Genomic DNA, 17250 nt, shown 5'->3' on the forward strand with positions numbered 1-17250 from the left:
CCTCCCCGATCGGGAGGAGAGGCCAGGCGTACGTCAGCGACGGTTGCGGTCCCGGCGCTCGTAGCGGATGCGCTGCGACAGCTGGTCGAAGCGGCGATCGAGGTCGCGGCGCTCGCCGATCGACAGGCCGCCCTGGCGATAGCGCGCCTCCAGCCGGGTCAGCTGACGAAAATCGTTGCGTAGGTTGCGCGCCTCGACACGGCTGAGCGATCCATTGCGGACGCCGACGTCGATCCGGCGATCGAGATTGGCCTGGCGGGCGTTGATTGACTGCCAGCTCTGCGCACTGGCGACAGCGGGAATGGCCGCGGTGGCAATGCCCAGCCCTGCGATCATCAGCGTAAAGGTCTTCATGTCCGTGCTCCTTTGGTCACAGCCCCTCTGGGGACAGGAGCGGTATGGAACGCGTCTGTGTCAGACCCGTGCCGCACGACATGCCAATGTGTCGCAACATTGTCGCAGGCAGTCGGGAGCGTTCAGCTTCGCGTGCTGGGGCCGCCGGCAGCTATCCACGCATCCACGTGTCGCTCCAGCACGTCGAGCGGCACCGATCCCTGCTCCAGCACCGTGTCGTTGAAGCTCGCGAGATCGAAGCGGACCCCGAGTGCCTTTTGCGCCCGCGCGCGCAGCTCCAGGATCTTGAGTTCGCCGAGCTTGTAGCCGAGCGCCTGCCCCGGCCAGCTGATGTAGCGGTTGACCTCCGCGTCGATGTTGGCCGCGCTGAGCGCCGTGTTGTCCAGCATGAAGGCGACCGCCCGCTCCTTGGTCCAGCCCTGGGCGTGGATCCCGGTGTCGACCACCAGCCGGCATGCGCGCCACATGTCGTAGCTCAGGCGTCCCATCCGCTTCTCCGGCGTGTCGTAGAGGCCCATCTCCTCACCCAGCGTTTCCGCGTAGAGCGCCCAGCCTTCGGTGAAGGCGGTGAAGGAAGCGAGCCGGGTCCGGAGCGGCGGCAGGGCCAGTTCCTGCTGGGTCGCGATCTGGTTGTGGTGGCCGGGCACCGCCTCGTGCGCGGTCAGCGACGGCAGCTCCCACAAGGGGCGCTGGTCCAGCTTCGACGTGTTGACATAATAGGTGCCGGCTAGGCCGTTGGGTGGCGATCCCGGGCCATAGTAGGCGGTGGTCGTGCCCTCCGCCGTCTCGGCCGGGATCGCGCGGATGCCATAGGGTAGCCGCGGCAGGCGGTGGAAGAGCTGGGGGAGCTTGCCATCGATGGTCTTGGCGACCAGCGCGGCGGCGGCGAGCAGTTCGTCCGGCGACTTGACGTAGTAGCGCGGGTTGGTGCGCAGCTCGGCGACGAACGCCTCGCGGGTCGGATAGCCTGCCGCCACTGCGACGCCGGTCATGGCGCGGCGGATGCGGGCGACCTCGTCCAGGCCGATGCGGTGGATCTGCGCAGGCGTGTAGGTGGTGGTCGTCAGCTGCCGCACGCGGAAGGCGTAGTAGGCTCTGCCGCCGGGCTGCGCGGAGACGCCGACGGTGCGGGCGCACTTGGGAAGGTAGGTCGTTCTGTAGAAGGTCGCGAACTTGGCATAGGCCGGGCTGACGCGATCAGCGATGACGCGGGTGGCCGATGACTGAAGCGCCGCCCACTCCGCCGGGCTCGCGTCGGCTGGGCGCGGTCCGCGGAACGGCGCGTAGAAGCGCGAGGTGGCCGGATCGGCGGTGATCACGCCGGTGATCGACCGCTCGAAGCCGGCGAGCGCGACGCAGGGCTGGACATAGCCGTCGCGGATCGCATTTGCGGTGATGGCGATCAGCTGATCGTTGACCGCCGGCCACTTGTCGAGCCGCGCGAGATAGTTGGCGAAGTCCTGCTTGCCACGAAACGCCAGTCGCTCGCCGAGGCCGGCCATGCCCTGCCAGGGTGACGAGTAGCTGGTGAACAGGATTGCGCGCTGGCCGAAGCGGTTTGCCTCCACATCCTCGGCCAGCAGGCGGGCGAGGATCGCCTTGTTAGTGCGCTCGATGCCCGAAAGACCCTCGTCCGGGATCGCGCGGAGGCGCGACAGGAAGGCGGCGGACTGCGCCGCCCGGCGGTCCTCCGCCGCGAGCGAGGGGTCGCCAAGCTCCGTGTCATAGTCGTGCACGCCGACGGAGGATGCGAGCTGCGGCGATTCGCGCAGGGTCACCGTCCAATGCTCGGCAAGCAGTTGCTGCAGGTCCTGGGACGGCGTCGCTGCGGCCGGTGTGGCGCCCAGAAGAAGCAGCGCGGAAAGATGGCGGATCGTCATGGCGAGGATGCTGCCGCAAGCGGTGCGCCCGTGACAAGGCTCCGCGCGGCTGGCGAGTTACACAAAGAAATGGCCGGAGCTTGCGCCCCGGCCACCTGCTTAATCTAATGCGAAGCGCTTAGCCCTGACCCTGCGACAGATAGGTCGTCAGCTCGGTCTTCGACACGCTCTTCGACTTGTCGGTGTCCGCCGAGGCGAAGGCACCGTTGACCCAGGTCTTGGTTGCCGGATCGGTCGCCTTGGTCGACGGATCGCTCGCGCTCTTCAGCGCCACCATCCATGCGCCGAACTCGGTCTTGTCGAGGTTCGAGTCCGCGTTCTTGTCATAGGTCGGGAACTCGGTGTCTACGACCTGTGCGATCTGGCTGGCGCCGGTCACGGCCGCGCCGGTCTGGGCGGGCGCCGCCGGTGCGGTGTCGGTCGTTGGCGTGGCCTGAGCAGCCGTCGCGGCCGTCCCCGCATCCGTCGGCGCAGCGGCCGGGTCAGTATTGGTTGGCTGCGCGGGCGATGTCGTCTGCGGCGCGCTCTGCACCGGCGTGTCCTCCGCCATCACAGGCGCCGAGATCGCAAGTGCACTAACAAGCATAACCATCTTCAACATGATAATTCTCCTGTTAGCCGGACAGCGGTACCTTAGAGGTACTCACGGAATTGCTTCCCCGTCTTCGTCGGCAACAACGGTATATTTAGGGGGACAGTTCCAGCGATGCCAGTTTTGTCAGCACGCTTCGTCCCTGCTAACGGCTCGATTCACCCCGCTTAAAGGATCTCCAGACATGATTCCGCGCTACTCGCGCCCCGCCATGGCCGACATCTGGTCGCCGGAAAGCCGCTTCCGCATCTGGTTCGAGATCGAGGCGCATGCGACCGAAGCGCTGGCAGACCTGTGCGTGGTGCCCGCATCGGCGGCCAAGGCGCTGTGGGACTGGTGGGCGACCGAGCCGGCGATCGACGTCGCGGCGATCGACGCGATCGAGGCGGTCACCAAGCATGACGTCATCGCCTTTCTGACCTGGGTCGCCGAACAGGTCGGCGACGAGGCGCGGTTCATGCACCAGGGAATGACCAGCTCGGACGTGCTCGACACCTGCTTGGCGGTGCAGCTCGCACGGGCAAGCGACCTGCTGCTCGCCGACCTCGATCAGCTGCTGGCGGCGATCAAGCGGCGTGCGGTCGAGCACAAGCTAACGCCGACGATCGGGCGCAGCCACGGCATCCATGCCGAGCCGGTGACCTTCGGGCTCAAGCTCGCGCAGGCCTATGCCGAGTTCAGCCGCTGCCGTGCCCGGCTGGTCGCCGCGCGGGCGGAGATCGCGACCTGCGCCATTTCAGGGGCGGTCGGCACCTTCGCCAACATCCATCCGGCGGTGGAAGCGCATGTCGCGGCCAAGCTCGGCCTCGCCGTCGAGCCGGTGTCCACCCAGGTGATACCGCGCGACCGCCACGCCATGTTCTTCGCGACGCTGGGCGTGATCGCCGGGTCGATCGAGCGGCTGGCGACAGAGGTGCGGCACCTGCAGCGGACGGAGGTGCTGGAGGCGGAGGAGTATTTCTCGCCCGGGCAGAAAGGCTCGTCGGCTATGCCGCACAAGCGCAATCCGGTTCTGACGGAGAACCTCACCGGGCTCGCCCGCATGGTCCGCGGCTATGTGACACCGGCACTGGAGAACGTCGCGCTGTGGCACGAGCGCGACATCAGCCACTCGTCGGTGGAGCGCTACATCGCGCCGGACGCCACCATCACGCTCGATTTCGCGCTCGCGCGGCTGACGGGGGTGATCGACAAGCTGGTGGTCTATCCCGAGCGCATGGCACGCAACCTCGACCGAATGGGCGGGCTGGTCCACTCGCAGCGCGTGCTGCTCGCGCTGACGCAGGCCGGCGTCAGCCGCGAGGACGCCTATCGTCTGGTCCAGCGCAACGCCATGAAGGTCTGGGAATCGGACGGCGCGCTGTCGCTGCTGGAACTGCTCCAGGCCGATCCCGAGGTGACGGCCGCGCTCTCGCCGGAGGAAATCGCAGCGCGCTTCGACCTCGGCTACCACTTCGCGCAGGTTGACACGATCTTCGCGCGCGTGTTCGGCGACTGACATTCCTTGAACGGTGCGGCGGCGTTGAGGCTCGCCTGCGACGGTCATGACAATTGAGCAACCGCGATTCAGCGAATTCGGGAGTGAGACGTGCGTATCACGATGATTGGGACGGGCTATGTCGGGCTGGTGTCGGGCGCCTGCTTCTCCGATTTCGGGCATGACGTGGTGTGCGTCGACAAGGACGAGCGCAAGATCGCTGCGCTGCACGACAACATCATGCCGATCTACGAGCCGGGTCTCGCCGAGCTGGTGGCGACCAACGTCCGGGCCGGACGGCTGGCGTTCACCACCAACCTGGCGGAAGGGGTCAAGGACGCGGATGCGATCTTCATCGCGGTCGGCACGCCCTCGCGACGCGGCGACGGCCACGCCGACCTCTCCTACGTTTTCGCCGCCGCGCGCGAGATCGCGGAGAACCTGACCCGGCCAAGCGTCATCGTCACTAAGTCGACCGTGCCGGTCGGCACCGGGGACGAAGTCGAGCGCATTCTGGCGGAATTAGCGCCGCAGTCGGGCGCCAAGGTCGTGTCCAATCCCGAGTTCCTCCGCGAGGGCGCGGCGATCTCCGACTTCAAGCGGCCGGACCGCGTGGTGGTCGGCAGCGACGACGAGGCGGCGCGCGCCGTCATGGCCGAGATTTATCGCCCGCTCTCGCTCAACCAGTCGGCCCCGGTCCTGTTCACCGGCCGGCGTACCGCCGAGCTGATCAAGTACGCGGCCAACGCCTTCCTCGCGGTCAAGATCACCTTCATCAACGAAATCGCGGACCTGTGCGAGCAGGTCGGCGCCGACGTGCAGGAGGTCGCGCGCGGGATCGGGCTCGACAACCGGATCGGGCGCAAGTTCCTGAACGCCGGCCCGGGCTACGGCGGATCCTGTTTCCCCAAGGACACGCTGGCGCTGCTCAAAACCGCCGATGATGCCGAGGTGCCGCTCAGGATCGTCGAGGCGACCGTCGCCGTCAATGACACCCGCAAGCGCGCGATGGGACGCAAGGTCATCAAGGCAATGGGTGGCGACGCGCGTGGCAAGACGGTCGGCGTGCTTGGGCTCACCTTCAAGCCCGACACCGACGACATGCGCGATGCGCCGAGCCTCTCCGTGATCCAGGCGTTGCAGGATGCGGGAGCCACCGTCCGCGCCTACGACCCCGAAGGTATCGAGCAGGCCAGGCCGATGCTGAAGGACGTCACCTTCGCGACCGATGCCTATGCCGCGGCCGACGGCGCCGACGCGCTGGTGATCGTGACGGAATGGGACGAGTTCCGCGCGCTGGACCTGAAGCGGATCGCCGCCGCGATGGCGTCGCCGACGCTGGTTGATCTACGCAACATCTACCCGCGCGACGAGGTGGAGCGGGCCGGGCTGCGGGTCACGGGGATCGGCAAGTCCTAAGGCGAAGGCCTAGGCCGCCAGCAGCCGTCCCGCCTGCGCCCGCGCCTCCGCCGTCACCTCGGCGCCCGAGAGCATCCGCGCGATCTCCTCGCGCCGCTCCATGTCGTCCAGGCGGCGGACGCCGGTGCGCGTGACCGTGCCGTCGCTGCTCTTGGCGATCAGCAGGTGGGCGGAACCGCGCGCCGCGACCTGGGGACTGTGGGTGACGACCAGCAGCTGCGCCGTTGCCGACAGGCGCGCCAGCCGCTCGCCGATCGCGCTTGCGACCGCGCCGCCGACGCCGCGGTCGATCTCGTCGAAGATCAGCGTTTCGGCCCCGCCCTCCTCCGCCAGCGCGACCTTGAGCGCCAGGATGAAGCGGGACAGCTCGCCGCCGCTCGCAATCCGGGTCAGCGCCCCGAACGGCGCGCCCGGGTTGGTCGACACCAGGAACTCGACCCGGTCCCGCCCGCTCGCGGTCCACTGATCCTCGCCGAGCGGCTCGACTGCCGTGCGGAAGCGGGCTGCATCCAGCTTCAGCGGTGCGAACTCGCCGGCGACCGCCGCGTCGAGCCGGGCAGCCGCGGCGATGCGCGCGTCGGTGAGCGCGGCCGCCGCCGCGACATAGCGCGTGCCAGCCGCCGCAACCGCCGCCTCCAATGCCGCGATGACGGTTTCGCCACCCTGCAGCCGATGGAGCCGGCCGCGCAGCTCATCCGCAAGCGCCGCCAACCCGTCTGGCTGGACCCGGTGCTTGCGGGCCATGCCGCGTAGTTCGAACAGGCGCTCTTCATCCGCCTCCAGCGATCGCGGATCGAAGGACAACGCGCGCGCCGCATCCGCCACCTTCTCCTCGGCGAGCGACGCCTCGATCAGCGCGCGGTCGATCGCCTGCAACGCCTCGGCGAGCGCCTCGTGATCCTCCGCCACCCGCTCCAGCGCGCGCGCCGCCTGGCGCAATCCGGCGACCGCGCCGTCGCTGTCGGAGAGCAGCGTATCGACGGTGGTCAGGTCGCCGGCGATCTTCTCAGCGCGCTGCATGCCGCGGCGGCGCTCGGCCAGACCCTCCTCCTCGCCCGGCTCGGGCGCGAGCGCGTCGAGTTCGGCGACCGAGTGCTCCAGCCACTCACGGTCGCGAGCCGCGACCTCAGTCTCCGCTCTGGCCGTCGCCAAAGCCTCTTGCGCCTCCCGCCAGGCACGGTGAGCGGCGGAGACAGGCCCCACGTCGATCCGGCCGAAGCTGTCGAGCAGCGCGCGGTGGCCGCGCGGGTTCAGCAAGCCGCGATCGTCGTGCTGACCGTGGATCTCGACCAGTTGGCTGCCGAGCTCGCGCAGCAGCCCGGCCGAAACCGGTTGGTCGTTGACGAAGGCGCGGCTGCCGCCATCGGCCTTGACGAGCCGACGGACGATCAGCGGCTCGCCCGGCTCCATCTCCGTCCCATTGTCAGCCAGCGCCGCGCCGGCGGCATGTCCAGGCGGCAGCTCGAAGGTCGCGGTGACGCTCGCCTGAGCCGCGCCGTGGCGGACCAGCCCGCTGTCTGCGCGGGCACCGAGCGCCAGACCCAATGCGTCGAGCAGGATCGACTTGCCCGCCCCCGTCTCTCCGGTCAGCACACCGAGCCCGGCGGCGAAGTCGAGGTCGAGCGCCTCGATCAGCACCACGTCGCGGATGGAGAGCGCGGTCAGCATATGTTCCGCCCCTTGCCACGCCGGACGGCGGTCTGGAAAGCCCCAAGCGGCCGGGCCGCTTCGGCGATATCAGTTCGGCGGGAATCTTCGTCATTCGGGCGCAGCAAGGATTACCTACTCGGATACTAGGAATTATACAGGCGTTGGTGGTTCGGGTCGGCCCGCACGGGGCGATGAACCAGTGGAGTGAAGCGCATGACGCAAGCTGCCTCGATGCCGACGATCCTGACGGTGCCCGGACTCGGAAGCTCCGGGCCGACTCACTGGCAGACGCTCTGGGAGCGCCAGCGCGCCGAAGTGGTGCGCGCCGAGCTCGGCATGTGGGACACGCCGCACCGCAACAGCTGGGTGACGAAGCTCGACCAGGCGATCCGCGGTGCGCAGGCACCCGTTGTCCTCGTTGCGCACTCGCTCGGGTGTCAGGCGGTGGCGTGGTGGGCGGCGTTGTCGGGGCAGCCCTATGGCTGGCCGGTCGCAGGGGCGCTGCTGGTCGCGCCTGCCGACGTCGACCGCGCCGACGCGCCGCCCGAGCTGACCGGCTTCGCGCCCGCGCCGACGGTGTCGCTGCCGTTCCCGTCGCTGCTCGTGACCAGCACGGACGATCCGTGGATCAGCGAGGGCCGCGCGCGCGCGCTCGCCAATCAGTGGGGCAGCCACCTTTTCTCGGTCGGCGCGCTCGGCCACATCAACGCGGCGAGCGGCGTCGGGGACTGGAGCGAGGGGCAGGCGCTGCTCGCCGAGCTGATCGACATGGCGGGACTGGCGCACAACCCGACGCAGGGCCGCGCGCTGCTCGCGGCGCGGCTGTCGGTATCTGCCGAACAGCGGCCAACCCTCTCCTGACCCGGACGCACCAACGTCCCGCGGCGTTCAGGCGCGCGCCTCCAGCACGCCGTCGCTGTTGTGGCGTAGCGCCTTCAGCACCGTATCGATGATGTGCTCCGCGTTCAGTCGCGCCTCGTCATACTGCGCTTCCGGCTTGTCCTGATCCTGGAACAGGTCGGGCAGGCGCATGGTTCGCAGCGTCAGCCCGGCATCGATCAGACCGGCATCGCTCGCGAAGGTCAGCACATGGGCGCCCAGCCCGCCGACCGCCGCCTCCTCCACGGTCACGGCGACTTCGTGGGTGGTGAGCAGGCGACGGATCAGATCCTCGTCGAGCGGCTTGGCGAAGCGCAGGTCGGCGACGGTGGTCGACAGGCCCCTCGCCTCCAGCGCGTCGGCGGCCTTGAGCGCCTCGCCCAGTCGGGTGCCGAGCGACAGGATGGCCACCTTCTTGCCCTCGCGCACGATCCGCCCCTTGCCGATCGCAAGCCGCTCGGGAACCGCTGGAAGCGCCACGCCCGTGCCGTTGCCGCGCGGGTAGCGGAGCGCGATCGGCCCCGTGTCGTGGCACGCGGCGGTGTGGGTCATGTGGACCAGTTCCGCCTCGTCCGCCGCGGCCATGATCACGAAATTGGGCAGCGTCGCGAGGTAGGTGACGTCGAAGCTGCCGGCGTGGGTCGCACCGTCCGCCCCGACCAGCCCGGCGCGGTCGATCGCGAAGCGGACCGGCAGGTTCTGGATGGCGACGTCGTGGACGACCTGGTCGTAGGCGCGCTGGAGGAAGGTCGAGTAGATCGCGCAGAACGGCCGCATTCCCTGCGCGGCGAGGCCCGCGGCGAAGGTGACGGCATGCTGCTCAGCAATGCCGACGTCGAAGGCGCGATCCGGAAACGCCTTGGCGAAGCGATCGACGCCGGTGCCCGACGGCATCGCGGCGGTGATCGCCACGATCGTCGGATCGCGCTCACCCTCGCGAACCAGTTGGTCACCGAACACGTTCTGATAGGAGGGCGGCCCTGGCGGTGCCTTCGCCTGCGCGCCGGTGATCACGTCGAACTTCTGGACGCCGTGGTACTTGTCGGCCGACGCCTCGGCCGGGGCGTAGCCCTTCCCCTTCTTGGTCACGACATGGACCAGGACGGGACCTTCCTTCGCGTCGCGAACATTCTCCAGCACGGGGATCAGGTGGTCGAGGTTGTGCCCGTCGATCGGGCCGACGTAGTAGAAGCCTAGCTCCTCGAACAGCGTGCCGCCGGTCGCCATGCCGCGGGCGTATTCCTCCACCTTGGCGGCGGTCTTGTGGACGCGGCGGGACAGCTTGGCCGCGATCTTGGAGGCGGCGGAGCGGAGGCCGAGGTACTCGCTGGAGGACACCATCCGCGCGAGATAGGCGGAAAGGCCGCCGACCGGCGGTGCGATCGACATGTCGTTGTCGTTGAGGATCACGACCAGCCGGTTACCGGCGGCGGCCGCGTTGTTCATGGCTTCATAGGCCATGCCGGCGGACATGGAGCCGTCGCCGATCACGGCGATCGCCTTGCCGTCCGCGCCCGACAGCTTGTTGGCGATGGCGAAGCCGAGCGCAGCCGAGATCGAGGTGGAGGAGTGCGCCGCGCCGAACGGGTCGTACTCGCTCTCCGACCGCTTGGTGAAGCCGCTGAGACCGCCGCCCTGGCGCAGGGTTCGGATGCGGTCGCGCCGACCGGTCAGGATCTTGTGCGGGTAGCATTGGTGCCCGACGTCCCACACCAGCCGGTCGGCCGGCGTGTTGAAGACGTAGTGGATCGCGACGGTCAGCTCGACGACGCCGAGGCCCGAGCCCAGGTGCCCGCCCGTGTGCCCGACCGCGGAGATCGTCTCGCTGCGCAGCTCGTCGGCGAGTTGGCGAAGCTGCCGTGGTGCGAGCTTGCGAAGATCGTCGGGTACGGCCACCGTGTCGAGCAGCGGCGTGGTGGGAAGATCGGACATCCTCCACCCTGTATCTCAGCGGAGGAACCCTGTCGATTGATACAACACCGTACCAGACTGGCGAGCCCAGCCGACGAGCCGGCGCTGGCCGGGCTGATCGACCGCGCGATCGCCGAGCTTCAGGCCGGTTTCCTCTCACCCGCGCAGGTCGCGGCGAGCAGGCTCAGCATGGGGCTCGATCCGCAGCTGATCGCCGACGGCACCTACTACCTGGTGGAGCTGGACGGTCGCCCGATCGGCTGTGGCGGGTGGAGCCGGCGGGCGACGCTGTACGGCGGCAGCACGAGCGCGATCGCACGCGACCCGCGGCTGCTTGATCCGGCAAGCGAACCGGCGCGGATCAGGGCGATGTACACCGACCCCGCTCACGCGCGGCAGGGGGTCGGCCGTGCGATCCTGGCGGCGTGCGAAGGGGCGGCGCGGCGTGCGGGCTTCGCGCGGGCCGAGCTGATGGCGACGCTCGCGGGCGAGCCGCTGTATCGGGCGTGCGGCTATGCGGTGATCGAGCGGGTCGCAGCGATGGCGCCAGCGGGCCTCCCCGTCCCCGGCGCGCGGATGGGCAAGACGCTCTAGCTCGCTCCGGCGCAAGCCGCGCAGGTGCCGCGGACCTCGATGACCGGGCGCACTGGCTGGAACCCGGCACCTCTCGCCGCTGCGCGAACCCGACGGGTGATCGCGTCGTCGTCGATGTGGGTGGTGACGCCGCACGCATCGCAGACCAGAAAGATGCAGTCGTGCAGGCAGTCGGGGTGCGCATTCGCCACATAAGCGTTGGCGCTCTCCACCCGCCGGGCCAGGTTCGCGCCGACGAACAGGTCGAGTATGCGGTAAACGCTGTTGGCGGCAACGCGCCGATCCTGGGACTTCGACACCGCCTCGGCGATGTCATAGGCGCTCGCCGGCTTGCGGAAGCCGGACAGCGCGGCGAACACCTGCGCACGCATCGGCGTCCACTGCTCGCCCGCCTTTACCAGCGCGCGCTCCGCCGCCTCGGCCAGGTCGGTGCCGTGGTGCTCCTGATGATCGTGCGCGGCCATGGGCTGGATGTAGGCGGACGGAGGGGTGGCGGCAAGCGAGCGTTGGTCGACGCGCGCGCGTGTACGCGCTAGTAGGGCCTGCGATGCTTGCACCGCCGCTCCAACCCACCACCGCCCGCCCGCTCGCTGTCGCGCGCTGGCTGTACGCCGTTGCCGCCCTGATCGTCGTAATGGTGGTCGTCGGCGGGATCACGCGCCTGACCGAATCGGGGCTGTCGATCACCGAATGGCGGCCGGTCACGGGCACGCTGCCGCCGCTCAGCAACGCGGCGTGGGCGGCCGAGTTCGCCAAATACCAGCGCATCCCCGAGTATCAGCAGTTGAACCAGGGCATGACGCTCGCGCAGTTCAAGGGCATCTTCTTCTGGGAGTATGTCCACCGGCTGCTCGGCCGCGTGATCGGCATCGCCTTCGCGGTGCCGCTCATCTGGTTCGCGATCCGGCGGGCAATCCCGGCCGGCTACGGTCCGCGCCTGGTCGCGCTGCTGGCGCTCGGCGGGTTGCAGGGGGCGATCGGCTGGTGGATGGTGACCTCCGGCCTCGCGGAGCGGACCGACGTCAGTCACGTGCGGCTGGCCGTTCACCTCAACGTCGCGCTGCTGATCCTCGCCGGGATCGTCTGGACCGCACAGGACCTCAGCGGGCTGGGCAAGCGGCGGGAGCGGCCGGCGCGGCTGACCGGCGTCGCTGCCGCGGCGCTCGCGATCCTGTTCCTGCAGCTGATCTACGGCGCGCTGATGGCCGGGCTGAACGCCGGCCTGGCGGCGAACGACTGGCCGCTGATGAATGGCCGCGCCTTTCCCGGCGAGGTGCTGGGCGCGCGCAAACTGCTCGACGCCGCGATCAACGATCCCTTCCTTGTTCACTGGATCCATCGCTGGTGGGCGTTTGTCGCCTTTGCCGCGCTGATGCTGCTCGCGCGCGCCGCGAAGCGCAGCGGCGATCGCCGCGCCTCCGTGCTGATCCACGCGAGCGTCGGCACCCAGATACTGCTCGGGATCGCGACGGTGATGGCGGGCGTGCCGATCTGGCTGGCTGCGCTGCACCAGCTGGTCGGCGCGCTGCTGCTGATCGCGGCTGTCGCGGGCGCGCACGCGATCGGGCGCGGGCGCGCGTGAACAGCATTGCGCTGGTACAGGTGACCTTCGCCGACGCGGCCGAGGCGGAGCGGATCGGGGCGGACATGATCGCCGAGCGGCTGGCGGCGTGCGTGACGATCGGCGAGCCATGCCGGTCGATCTATCGCTGGAACGGCGCCGTCGAGCGGGGCCGCGAAGTACCGGCGACATTCAAAACGACGGGCATGCGCGCCCGCGCGCTCGCCGCCGCGATCCTGAAGCGGCACAGTTATGAGCTGCCGGTGATTGAGACGACGGCGGCGGAGGTCGATCCTGCGGTGCGCTCCTGGGTCGAGGAGAGCACGCGCTGATCCGGGCTACCGTGACAAGATGCATCCGGTATTATCGTACCCATCAGCAAAGCCGCGCTTTGCTTGACTTTTCCGCATCAAGGCAGCAAATGGCCGCATCCGCGCCGCCCGGGTCCACCCAGGCGGCGCGTTCCATTCCGGGAAGGTCCGTAGCCCATGAAGGCGCTAATGAAGACCACCAAGTCGGCCAAGCCGCACGAGGTGGAGAAGAAGTGGCATCTGATCGATGCCGAGAACCTGGTGGTCGGCCGCGCCGCGGTGATCATCGCGAACCTGCTGCGCGGCAAGCACAAGACGAGCTTCACGCCGCACGTCGACTGCGGTGACAATGTCATCGTGATCAACGCCGACAAGGTGCAGTTCACCGGCAAGAAGCGCACGGACAAGGTGTACTACAAGCACACCGGCTATCCTGGCGGTCTGAAGGAGATCACCGCGGACAAGGTTCTGGACGGTCGCTTCCCGGAGCGCGTGCTGGAGAAGGCGGTTGAGCGCATGATCCCGCGCGGTCCGCTGGGCCGTCAGCAGATGCGCAACCTGCGCATCTTCGCCGGCACCGAGCACCCGCACTCGGCGCAGAACCCCGAAGTCCTCGACGTCGCGGCCCTGAACCGCAAGAACAAGGTGGGCGCATAATGTCCGACAATCGCCAGTCCCTTTCCGACCTCGGCAGCATCGCCGCGGGCCAGCCCGCCCCGGACGCGACCGCCGGCAGCACGGATGAGGCGACGCCCGCCCCCGCCGCACCGACGACGCCGCTGCGCGCGCAGGAGCTCGACAAGTACGGCCGCGCCTATGCGACCGGCCGCCGCAAGGATGCCGTTGCGCGCGTGTGGCTGAAGCCCGGCTCCGGCAAGATCACGGTCAACGGCCGCGACCAGGAGATCTACTTCGCGCGGCCGACGCTGCGCCTGGTCATCAACCAGGTGTTCGGCGTCGCCGGTCGCGAGGGTCAGTATGACGTTGTCTGCACCGTCAAGGGCGGTGGCCTGTCGGGCCAGGCCGGCGCGGTCAAGCACGGCATCGCCCAGGCGATCACCCGTTACGAGCCGGTGCTGCGGTCGCCGGTCAAGGCCGCCGGCTTCCTGACCCGCGACAGCCGCACGGTGGAGCGCAAGAAGTACGGCAAGGCCAAGGCCCGCCGCAGCTTCCAGTTCTCCAAGCGTTAAGTTTCGGGGGATCGCGCAAGCGATCCCCGGACACGGCTTGCCAAGCGGCGTGATCGGCGGAGCCAGTCACGTCCGACGTAAACACGGCCCTCAACCGATCGAAAGGGCAGCCCGGCAACGGGCTGCCCTTTCTCGTTTCCGCACACACCCTTTTCCGACAGGCTGTGTTCGTCACGCGACCAGACGCCAAGCTAAACAATCGTTTAGGGGAGAGCTTGGCTTGGTCGTTAACCCTCTTGCCGGTATGATGATGGCTAGGGCCGGCGCGCCGGGGGGCGTGGCGGGGGGACGGCAAGACAATGGAACGTGTTCGTGTCCGCGGTATGGTTGCGGCATCGTGGCTGGCGCTTGCGACGCTCACCGCGTGCGGGGGCGGCGGCAAATCGGGTAGCGGCGGTGGGCTGGTTTCCGTCACGCCTGCCCCGACGCCGACGCCGGCACCCACGCCCACCCCGCCCTCAACCACCGATGCCGTCCGACTCGCCAAGCAGGCGACCTTTGGCCCGACGCAGGAGATCGTCGACCGCATCGTCACCCTCGGCATCAATGGCTGGATCGATGAGCAGTTCGCTGCAACCGGCAGCCGCTACGCCGACATCGCCGGCAGCACCGCCGTCCTCGGCAACTACTGCTCGGCCGGCGCGGGGATGGGCGACCTCAACTGCAACCGCAAGTTCTTCAGCCGCGAGCCGGTTGCGATGCGCTTCTACGCCGACGCGATGGTCGCTCCCGACCAGCTCCGCCAGCGGGTCGCCTTCGCCCTGTCGCAGATCGTGGTTGCGTCTGAAACGGAGGTGAACCGCACTGCCGGCATCGCCGCCTTCCAGCAGATCCTGCTCGACGGCGCGCTCGGCAACTACCGGGACCTGCTGATGCAGGTGACGATGAGCGGCTACATGGGCGACTATCTCGACATGGCGGACAGCAGCAAGTCCGCTCCGTCCGAGAACTATGCGCGCGAGATGCTGCAGCTGTTCAGCATCGGGCCCGACCAGCTCAACATGGATGGCACCCGGCGGCTGGACGCGACCGGCGGCGCGATCCCCAACTATTCGACCGACGACATCAAGGGGGTCGCAAGCGCGCTCACCGGCTGGACCTACGCGCGACTGAACGGCGCGGCGATCACCGACGGCAACGCGCGCGATTACGCGAGCCCGATGGTACCGAACCCCGCGCGATACGACACGGGCGTGAAGACCTTCATGGGCACGACCGTACCGGCCGGTGCCGCGCAGCAGGACAGCGTCGCCGCCGCGGTCAACACCGCTTTCACCCACCCGTCGACGGCGCCGTTCGTGTCGAAGGCATTGATCCAGCACCTCGTGACCGCCAACCCGTCCCCGGCCTATGTCGGGCGCGTCGCCGCGCGCTTCGCCGACAACGGCAGCGGCGTGCGCGGCGACATGAAGGCGGTGGTGCGCGCGATCCTGACCGATGCGGAGGCGCGCGGGCCCGTTCGCACGGGCTCGACCGACGGCAAGGTCAAAGACCCGATCCTGCTGCTCACCTCCCTGATGCGCGTCGTCGGCATGTCGACCGACGGCTACGCCTTCGTGACCCAGGATGGCGGTGTGCTCCAGCCGGTCTTCCGCAGCCCGTCGGTGTTCAACTTCTACCCGCTCGACTATCCGCTGAGCGGCAACCCGGTGCTGAAGAGCCCGGCGTCCAAGCTGATGACGACCGCCAACGTCGTGCGGCTGCACAACCTGGTCTACAATTGGACGGTGTCCGGTGACCAGGCACGCGGTGAGTTCACCAACAATCCCGGATTGCCTGGCTGGGCCGGCAGCAGCACGCAATGGGCGACGTGGGAAGCGCTGGAGGTCGATGCCGCGATCGAGCGCATCAACCTGCTGATGCTCGCCAACGCCATGACCGAGCCGCAGAAGGCCGCCCTCCGGGCCGCCGCGGCTGCGATCACCAACGCCAATCCCTCGCTCCAGGCGCGGCGCCGGGCGCAGATGATGCTCTACATCGTCGGCACCAGCCCGCTGTTCCTGGTCGATCGCTGACAAGGGAGACGGAACGATGTGCATGACCCGTCGCCATTTCCACAAGTTCGTCGCCGGTGCCGGCGCGGCCGCGGTGCTGGGGCAACTCGCGCGGACCTCCGCCATCGCGGCCGGGGGCTCGGGCTACCGCGCGATGGTGGGCGTCTTCCTGTTCGGCGGCAACGACGGCTGGAACATGGTGGTGCCGACCGACGCGCGCTACGCCGGCTACGCCGGATCACGCGGCACGGTCGCGCTGGCGCAGACCAGGCTGACGCCGCTCACCGGCGTGCCCTATGCCCTCCACCCCGCCATGGCGCCGCTGGGGGCGATATGGGACGAGGGCGCACTTGGTCTGGTGCTGAACGCCGGCACGCTCCACGCGCCGCTCACCAAGGCATTGTACCAAAGCCGCGCCGACCTGCGCCCGACCAACCTGCTCAGCCACTCGGACGAGCAGGCGCACTGGCAGGGCCTGCGCGCGCGGACGGACAATTACGACGGCTTCATGGGCCGGATCGCCGATCGCTCCAACCGCCCGGCCACGCCGGCGCTGATCTCGCTTGGCGGATCGAACCTGGCAGTGATCGGGCAGACCGCCACGCCGCTGGTACTACCGTCGACCGGCACGCTCGGCCGCAACGGCTACGCGGCCGGCTCGTCGGCCAAGAACGCAGCCATCGATGCCTTCGCGACCGCCGCCGGGCTCGGCACGGTCGCGGACGTGACGGCGGGGCAGATCACCGCCGCCTATGCGCAGGCGACCGCCGCCAACACGATCCTGTCGGCCGCCAGCGTGGTCGACACGCACTTCGTCAATCCGGCGACCGGGGCGGCGCTGACAAGCGACGTGTCGCGCCAGCTCGCCCGCGTCGCCCGCATGATCGAGGCGCGGGGTTCGCTCGGCCACGATCGCCAGACCTTCTTCGTCAGCCAGGGCGGGTACGACAACCATTCGGCGCAGGTGAACGGCGACACGTCGACGGGCACGCACGCCAACCTGCTCGGCGACCTGGCGCTGGCGCTCGCCGCCTTCCACAACGCGCTGAAAGCGATCGGCGCGGCCGACGCGGTCACGACCTTCACCATGAGCGATTTCGGCCGCACCTTCCGCGGCAATGCGCAGAACGGCACCGATCATGCCTGGGGCAACAACCATCTGGTGATGGGCGCCGCGCTAAAGCCCCGCACGGTGCACGGGCTCTATCCCTCCACCGTGCTCGGCGGTGCCGACGACGTGTCGTCGGAGGGTCGATTCCTGCCGACGGTCGCGCAGGAGGAGTATTTGGGCGCGATCGCCCGCTGGCACGGCGTGACGGACACCGACATGCCCTACGTGATGCCCAACTGGTCGGCGTGGAACGGCAACGGCCGGGCGCCGCTGCCGCTGTTCGCCTGATAACCGCGGCAGCGGCGGCAACTGTTACGGTTCTGTAGC

General features: G+C 68.9%; 16 protein-coding genes. 10 read left to right on the forward strand and 6 right to left on the reverse strand.

Annotated features, from left to right (window positions below; translation table 11 throughout):
- Positions 1–33 precede the first annotated feature (33 nt).
- The 3 genes from CRO12_RS16385 to CRO12_RS16395 form a co-directional block, all read right to left on the reverse strand.
- Positions 34–354 carry a hypothetical protein gene (locus CRO12_RS16385; RefSeq protein ID WP_097064977.1) on the reverse strand — a complete coding sequence of 107 codons (321 nt, stop codon included), beginning with the start codon at positions 352–354 and terminating at the stop codon, positions 34–36.
- A gap of 122 nt (positions 355–476) precedes the next feature.
- A complete protein-coding gene (locus CRO12_RS16390; RefSeq protein ID WP_245858561.1) occupies positions 477–2234 on the reverse strand; it encodes a DUF885 domain-containing protein in 1758 nt (585 codons plus the stop codon).
- 118 nt (positions 2235–2352) lie between these two features.
- Complete coding sequence (locus CRO12_RS16395) at positions 2353–2835, reverse strand: EF-hand domain-containing protein (RefSeq protein ID WP_097064978.1); 483 nt, start codon at positions 2833–2835, stop codon at positions 2353–2355.
- Between the two features lie 175 nt (positions 2836–3010).
- Between CRO12_RS16395 and purB the strand changes: the two genes are divergently transcribed.
- Positions 3011–4324: an adenylosuccinate lyase gene (gene purB, locus CRO12_RS16400; protein WP_097064979.1), complete on the forward strand. Its 1314-nt coding sequence runs from the start codon at positions 3011–3013 to the stop codon at positions 4322–4324.
- Between the two features lie 90 nt (positions 4325–4414).
- The gene (locus tag CRO12_RS16405; RefSeq protein WP_097064980.1) at positions 4415–5722 is read left to right on the forward strand and encodes a UDP-glucose dehydrogenase family protein; all 1308 of its coding nucleotides are present in this window, start codon (positions 4415–4417) and stop codon (positions 5720–5722) included.
- A gap of 9 nt (positions 5723–5731) precedes the next feature.
- Here the strand turns inward: CRO12_RS16405 and recN are convergent, their stop codons facing one another.
- Positions 5732–7390 carry a DNA repair protein RecN gene (gene recN / locus CRO12_RS16410; protein WP_097064981.1) on the reverse strand — a complete coding sequence of 553 codons (1659 nt, stop codon included), beginning with the start codon at positions 7388–7390 and terminating at the stop codon, positions 5732–5734.
- A gap of 195 nt (positions 7391–7585) precedes the next feature.
- Here recN and CRO12_RS16415 point away from each other — a divergent pair, with 195 nt between their 5' ends.
- Positions 7586–8233 (forward strand): RBBP9/YdeN family alpha/beta hydrolase, encoded by a 648-nt coding sequence (locus tag CRO12_RS16415; protein ID WP_097065144.1) that lies wholly within the window; start codon positions 7586–7588, stop codon positions 8231–8233.
- 27 nt (positions 8234–8260) lie between these two features.
- On the opposite strand, the gene dxs is transcribed toward CRO12_RS16415, so the two are convergent.
- On the reverse strand, positions 8261–10183 hold the full coding sequence (gene dxs / locus CRO12_RS16420) for a 1-deoxy-D-xylulose-5-phosphate synthase (RefSeq protein ID WP_097064982.1): 1923 nt from the start codon (positions 10181–10183) through the stop codon (positions 8261–8263).
- A gap of 39 nt (positions 10184–10222) precedes the next feature.
- Between dxs and CRO12_RS16425 the strand changes: the two genes are divergently transcribed.
- Positions 10223–10756, forward strand: coding sequence for a GNAT family N-acetyltransferase (locus CRO12_RS16425; RefSeq protein ID WP_425443039.1), 534 nt, complete (start codon positions 10223–10225; stop codon positions 10754–10756).
- Here the strand turns inward: CRO12_RS16425 and CRO12_RS16430 are convergent.
- Complete coding sequence (locus CRO12_RS16430; protein ID WP_097064983.1) at positions 10753–11220, reverse strand: Fur family transcriptional regulator; 468 nt, start codon at positions 11218–11220, stop codon at positions 10753–10755. The two genes, CRO12_RS16425 and CRO12_RS16430, sit on opposite strands and share 4 nt — an antisense overlap.
- An 83-nt stretch (positions 11221–11303) precedes the next feature.
- Here CRO12_RS16430 and CRO12_RS16435 point away from each other — a divergent pair, with 83 nt between their 5' ends.
- The 6 genes from CRO12_RS16435 (at position 11304) to CRO12_RS16460 (ending at position 17211) form a co-directional block, all read left to right on the forward strand.
- On the forward strand, positions 11304–12338 hold the full coding sequence (locus tag CRO12_RS16435) for a COX15/CtaA family protein (protein WP_097064984.1): 1035 nt from the start codon (positions 11304–11306) through the stop codon (positions 12336–12338).
- Positions 12335–12649, forward strand: coding sequence for a divalent-cation tolerance protein CutA (gene cutA, locus CRO12_RS16440; protein WP_097064985.1), 315 nt, complete (start codon positions 12335–12337; stop codon positions 12647–12649). Before CRO12_RS16435 ends, cutA begins: the two co-directional genes overlap by 4 nt.
- A 156-nt stretch (positions 12650–12805) precedes the next feature.
- Entirely contained in the window at positions 12806–13285 is a 480-nt protein-coding gene (rplM, locus tag CRO12_RS16445) for a 50S ribosomal protein L13 (RefSeq protein WP_097064986.1), read from the forward strand.
- Entirely contained in the window at positions 13285–13818 is a 534-nt protein-coding gene (gene rpsI / locus CRO12_RS16450) for a 30S ribosomal protein S9 (protein WP_097064987.1), read from the forward strand. The genes rplM and rpsI overlap by 1 nt, the downstream gene beginning before the upstream one ends.
- Positions 13819–14117: 299 nt before the next feature.
- Positions 14118–15833, forward strand: a complete 1716-nt coding sequence (locus CRO12_RS16455; RefSeq protein ID WP_097064988.1) for a DUF1800 domain-containing protein — start codon at positions 14118–14120, stop codon at positions 15831–15833.
- Between the two features lie 22 nt (positions 15834–15855).
- Positions 15856–17211 carry a DUF1501 domain-containing protein gene (locus CRO12_RS16460; RefSeq protein ID WP_179641062.1) on the forward strand — a complete coding sequence of 452 codons (1356 nt, stop codon included), beginning with the start codon at positions 15856–15858 and terminating at the stop codon, positions 17209–17211.
- Positions 17212–17250: the final 39 nt, after the last annotated feature.

This window comes from Sphingomonas guangdongensis (assembly GCF_900199185.1).
GTDB classification, from domain to species: domain Bacteria; phylum Pseudomonadota; class Alphaproteobacteria; order Sphingomonadales; family Sphingomonadaceae; genus Sphingomonas; species Sphingomonas guangdongensis.